The 1,841-nt window shown below is 29.7% G+C and carries 5 protein-coding genes; all 5 read left to right on the top strand.

Annotated elements, in window-relative coordinates:
- A partial coding sequence (locus U9R42_12850) for a hypothetical protein (protein ID MEA3496906.1) occupies positions 1-187 on the top strand: 187 nt, incomplete at its 5' end.
- 70 nt (positions 188-257) lie between these two features.
- Positions 258-596 (top strand): hypothetical protein, encoded by a 339-nt coding sequence (locus U9R42_12845; GenBank protein MEA3496905.1) that lies wholly within the window; start codon positions 258-260, stop codon positions 594-596.
- Positions 597-654: 58 nt separating this feature from the next.
- Complete coding sequence (locus U9R42_12840; protein ID MEA3496904.1) at positions 655-912, top strand: DUF4160 domain-containing protein; 258 nt, start codon at positions 655-657, stop codon at positions 910-912.
- 6 nt (positions 913-918) lie between these two features.
- On the top strand, positions 919-1,161 hold the full coding sequence (locus U9R42_12835; protein MEA3496903.1) for a DUF2442 domain-containing protein: 243 nt from the start codon (positions 919-921) through the stop codon (positions 1,159-1,161).
- Between the two features lie 273 nt (positions 1,162-1,434).
- Positions 1,435-1,841, top strand: a 407-nt coding sequence (locus U9R42_12830) for a PD-(D/E)XK nuclease family transposase (GenBank protein MEA3496902.1), incomplete at its 3' end; no start/stop codon positions are given.

Genomic DNA, 1,841 nt, shown 5'->3' with positions numbered 1-1,841 from the left:
TTTTAAAAAACAGCTATTTGAAGAATTACTTATTGGGTACAAATATCAATATTCGGGCTTATTAGACAGACTGCTGTTATGGGCAATTAGTGAACGAAGAAAAACAGTCAGTAAAGCGACCAACTTAATCGGAATAAAAAATAGGCTGACAATAATTATTCGAACAAAGATTGAACATAGCGGATAAGAATTTGACCTGAACAATCCAAAAAAAAACCTACAAAAGTGGTGATTTACTATTGCGAAAAATTGTAGATTTGCAATTGCGAAAAATTGGTGATTTTACTTTTGCCATTTACACAAGTGCAATGATTAGTAAGAAAGATTTAAAGGCAGACCAAAATAAATTGTGGCAGACCTTTGGAATTATTGTTAGAATTCTTTATTTCCCATTTGGATTATTTTTAGCTGTCGTAACAATTTTTCAAATTGCAAGTTTATTTATTTCAATAATTGGCATACCCGTAGCATTAGTTTTAGCAAAATCATTGGGAACATATTTTAATCCAATGAATAAAACTTGTGTTCCGAAAGCAGTTGCTGACGAAGTTGCTTCACGCAAAGCAAAGGAACAGGTAGATAAACATTTGAACTAACAAAAAAAGTAAGTAGTAATTTTGATATTACTGCTTGTTTTTTTAGTACCTTTGCATTATGCCAGAAATTAGTAGATTTTACGGAATAATAATTAGGATGTTCTTCAATGAACATAATCCACCTCATTTTCACGCAGAATATGGTGAATATAAAATTATTGTTGATTTGAATGATGAAGTTGTAAAAGGCTTTATGCCTAAAAGAGCATTGAAATTAATTTTTGAATGGTTAGAACTTCATAAAGATGAATTAATTGCAAATTGGGAAAGATGTCAAAATGAAGACATTCCAAAGAAAATTAAACCTTTAAAATAAGATATTATGGATTTAATTTGGATAACAGAAGCAAAATATGTTAGTGATTATAAAATAATGCTAATGTTTAATGATGGAATTCAAGGAATTGTTGATTTAAAGAATAGCATTAAAGGTAAAGTATTTAAGCCATTGAAGGATATTGAATATTTTAAAAACTTCAAGCAAAATAAATGGACAATTGAATGGGATTGTGAAGCCGATTTTGCCCCTGAATATTTATATAAATTAGCTACGAAAGAAGAATAAAAGCCCATAATCGAGTAGGCGGCTGATATTCCTTCGTTAAAACTACGTGTATATATTAACCGAAAACTACCCACTCTATTAACCGAAAAGTATCCACCTAAAAAAATTTAACGACCTTAGTTTTTTAAAAAACAGCTATTTGAAGAATTACTGATTGAGTACAAATATCAATATTCGGGGTTATTAGACAGACTGACGTTAGCATTTATTATGAGAAAAGATTGTGCGAATTGAAAAATAATTGTATTTTTGCATTTGATTGAAATTTTTAGTATGACAGAATTTAAAGAAAGATATATAAATCCATTTACCGACTACGGTTTTAAAAGACTATTTGGTGAAGAACCCAATAAGGATTTATTATTGGATTTTTTAAATGAACTGCTAAAAGACCAAGAAGGAAAAATTACCGAATTATCATATTTGCCAAATGAAAAATTACCAATATCAGTAGGCGACAGAAGAGCAATATTTGATATTTATTGCACAAATGCAGAAGGAGAACAGTTTATTGTTGAAATTCAAAAGGCAGAGCAGTCCCGAAGTTTCGGGATCAAAGACCGAACGATTTTTTATTCAACTTTTCCAATTCAAGAACAGGCAAGAAATAAAGACAGATTTTGGAATTTTGAGTTAAAAGCAGTTTATACAATTGGAATTTTAGACTTTGTGTTTGAAGA

The organism is Bacteroidota bacterium (assembly GCA_034723125.1).
Classification (GTDB): domain Bacteria; phylum Bacteroidota; class Bacteroidia; order CAILMK01; family JAAYUY01; genus JAYEOP01.
This window is presented reverse-complemented; position numbering and strand designations above follow the sequence as displayed.